This window comes from uncultured Friedmanniella sp., assembly GCF_964244005.1.
GTDB lineage: Bacteria > Actinomycetota > Actinomycetes > Propionibacteriales > Propionibacteriaceae > Microlunatus.
Map to the genome: position 1 here is coordinate 1 of NZ_CAXTHG010000031.1, position 3,685 is coordinate 3,685.

Here is a 3,685-nt window from a genome sequence, read left to right on the forward strand (position 1 = left end):
GCGGTCCGTCAACCCCGCTCCGCGGTCCGTCAACCCCGCTCCGCGGTCCGTCAACACTGTCAGTGACCCCGGTTAGCATCGACGACGTGCCGTCCTCCCTCGTTCCGTCCGCGGCCGGTGCCGCGTCGTGGGAGGCGCTGCTGGGCAACGACGAGATCCGCGCGATGGTCGGTAGCGAGGCGCTGGCGCGCGGCATGGTGTACGCCCGGTCCGGCCACGTCATGGACGTCGCCCTCGACGAGGAGTCGTTGACCGTGACCGGCCGGGTCCGCGGTACCTACCGCGACGCGTACGAGGTGACGGTCTACCTCGCGCGGTCCCGGTCCGGCGGTACGACGGTCTACCGCAGCCAGTGCACCTGCCCGGTCGCGCTGGACTGCAAGCACGCCGCCGCGGTGCTGATCGTCGCCCGGCACACCGCCGCGGTCCGGCAGCGGATGGACCGCCCGGAGTGGGAGAAGACCCTGGCCCGGCTGCTGAGTGCGCCCCGCACCGACCCGGCCGCGGTCGCGCTGCCGCTCGCGCTGGAGTTCGAGGTCGAGCGGATCCCGGCCTTCCGGGGCTACGCCGGACGACAGGACCTGCGCATCCGGCCGGCCCGGCCCGGCCGTGGTGGCTGGGTGCGCAGCGGGATCTCGTGGGAGGACCTCGACCACGTGACCTCGACCTACCGCCCTGAGCACCGCGAGCTGCTGCTGCAGTTCCGCGCGGCCGCCGGCGCGGGGGCGCGCTACGCGCTGCCGCGGACGCCCTGGCTCTCGATCGGCACTGTGACCAGCGCGTTCTGGACCTTGCTCGAGCAGGCTGCGGCGCTGGAGGTGACGCTGCTGACGGCCAAGCCGTTGTCCGGTCCGGTCCGCTCCGCCGATGCGGCGACGGTGACCCTGGACGCCCGTCGGGCCGGCGCGGCCGGGCTGCTCCTCCGACCCCGGGTCACCGTCGGCGAGCACCGGCTCGAGCTGCCGTCGGTCGGCGTCCTCGGCGAGCCGGCCCACGGCATCTTCACCGTCGTCGCCGACCCCGCCGGCGGTGAGCAGCTGGTGGTGGCTCGGTTGGCGTCGATGCTGAGCCGGGAGCTGCGCCAGCTGGTCGTCGAGGCGCACCCCTTGGTCGTGCCGGCCGCTGACGAGGAGCGGTTCCTGGCCGACTTCCTGCCCGAGCTGCGGCACGCCGTCGCCGTCACCTCCAGCGACGGGTCGGTGGCGCTGCCGCGGGTGGTGCCGCCGCTGCTGGAGCTGACCGTCGGCTTCGCGCCGGGACCCCTGATCGACCTGACCTGGGCGGCCCGCTACGAACGCGACGACGGCGTCCGCACGTTCCCGTTGAGCGCTTTCGCCGAGCGGGCCGCCGGCCGGGACCTGCCGGCCGAGGCCGCGCTGCTCTCCGACCTCCGGTGGACCGAGCTCGGCTGGCCCCAGGTCAACCGGCCGCCGCAGCCCGCCGGGCTCAGGGGTGCGGCGGCGCTGACGTTCCTCGACGAGGTGGTCCCGCGACTGGAAGAGGCCGGGGTGGTCGTCGTGCTGGCCGGTCAGGTCGTCGACTACCGCCGCACCGAGGCCGAGCCGATCGTCGCCGTGTCGGCGGTGGAGCGGGACGGGTCCGCCGACTGGTTCGACCTGCACGTCGAGGTCAGCGTGGAGGGAGAGAGCGTCCCGTTCGACCAGCTGTTCGTCGCGCTCAGCGGTGAGGACGAGTTCCTGGTGCTGGAGACGGGGGTCTACTTCAGCCTCGACCGGCCCGACCTGCGGCGGCTCCGGGACCTGATCGAGGAGTCGAAGTCCCTCACCGACTCCGACGTCGCTGCTGAGGAGCTGCGGATCAACCGTACCCAGGTGAGCCTGTGGGAGGACCTGGTCGAGCTGGGCGAGGTGATCCAGTCCTCCGCCCGCTGGACGAGCGCGGTCAGGGCGTTGACGAGCGGCAGTGGCCCGGAGCCGGGCGCCGAGCCCGTCGCCGTCCCGGCCAGGCTGGTGGCCGAGCTGCGCCCGTACCAGGTCGAGGGGTACCGCTGGCTGCACCAGCTCTGGTCGCACGGCCTCGGCGGGATCCTGGCCGACGACATGGGTCTGGGTAAGACGCTGCAGACCCTGGCGCTGGTCTGCCGGGCCCGGGTCGAGGAGGCCTCTGGCGCGTTCCTGGTCGTGGCGCCGACCAGCGTGGTGTCCAACTGGCAGCGCGAGTCGGCCACCTTCGCGCCGACGCTGCGGGTGGTGGCGGTGACGGAGTCGGAGACCAGGCGGGCGCGTAGCGGCGGGCCGTCGATCGCCGAGATCGCGGCGAACGCCGACCTGGTGGTCACCTCCTACGCCCTGCTGCGGATCGACGACGACGCCTGGGCCGCCGAGACCTGGGGCGGGCTGGTGCTCGACGAGGCGCAGTTCGTCAAGAACCACCGCGCCAAGACCTACGCCAGCGCCCGCCGGGTCGCCGCCCCGTTCACCCTGGCCGTGACGGGGACCCCGCTGGAGAACAACCTGATGGACCTGTGGGCGCTGCTCTCGCTGACGGCCCCCGGTCTTTTCCCCGACCCGGACCGGTTCCGCGACTTCTACCGTCGGCCGATCGAACGCGGCGGCGACCAGGCCAAGCTCGACCAGCTGCGCCGGCGGATGCGGCCGCTGGTCCTGCGTCGCACCAAGGAGAGCGTCGCCCCGGAGCTGCCGGCCAAGGCCGAGCAGGTCCTGGACGTGGTGCTGCAGCCGCGGCACCTGCGGATCTACCAGAGGCACCTGCAGCGTGAGCGACAGAAGGTGCTCGGCCTGATCGCCGACGTGGACGCCAACCGGTTCACCATCCTCGCCTCGCTCACCCTGCTGCGCCAGCTCAGCCTCGACGCCTCGCTGGTCGACCCGGCTTACGCCGGGGTGCCCTCAGCCAAGATCGAGCTGCTCGTCGACCAGCTCACCGAGCTGGTCGCCGAAGGCCACCAGGCACTGGTCTTCAGCCAGTTCACCAGCTTCCTCGGCCGGGTCCGGGAGCGGTTGGACGCCGCCCAGATCCCGTACGCCTACCTCGACGGCTCGACGCGACGACGCGACCAGGTGATCCAGCGGTTCCGCGACGGCGAGGCGCCGGTCTTCCTGATCAGCCTCAAGGCAGGCGGCTTCGGCCTGAACCTGACCGAGGCCGACTACTGCTTCCTGCTGGACCCGTGGTGGAACCCCGCCGCCGAGGCGCAAGCGGTTGACCGGACGCACCGGATCGGTCAGACCAAGAGCGTGCTCGTCTACCGGATGGTCTCCGTCGACACCATCGAGGAGAAGGTGATGGAGCTCAAGGCTCGCAAGACCGAGCTCTTCGACTCCGTGCTGGGGGGCGACGCCATGGCCGGCGGCGCACTCAGCGCCGACGACATCCGCGTCCTGCTGACCGGCTGACCAGGTCCGATCCGTTCCCTGTCCATTATTGGACATGTCCAGAAGTGGACATTTCCTCGACCTGAGGTGGGTCGGGGACTGATCGTAGGTCTATTGCAGTCGGGGGGACCCGGTGGCCGGAGGCAGGTTCTCCTCTTGGGGGAGGGAACGCATCTCCTCCGCGGCCGCCACACTCGGGAAGCACGTGCCTCCCACCGCGCGCGGTGGGAGGCACGAGTGCGTCTGGTGCCGAACTCCCAGTGCCGAACTCCCAGTGCCGAACTCCCAGTGCCGAACTCCCAGTGCCGAACTCCCAGTGCCGAACTCCC

The 3,685-nt window shown here is 71.8% G+C and carries 1 protein-coding gene; it reads left to right on the forward strand.

Annotated features, from left to right (window positions below):
- Positions 1-86 precede the first annotated feature (86 nt).
- The gene (locus ACFE76_RS16920) at positions 87-3,377 is read left to right on the forward strand and encodes an SNF2-related protein (RefSeq protein ID WP_375432947.1); all 3,291 of its coding nucleotides are present in this window, start codon (positions 87-89) and stop codon (positions 3,375-3,377) included.
- The last annotated feature ends 308 nt before the right edge of the window (positions 3,378-3,685 follow it).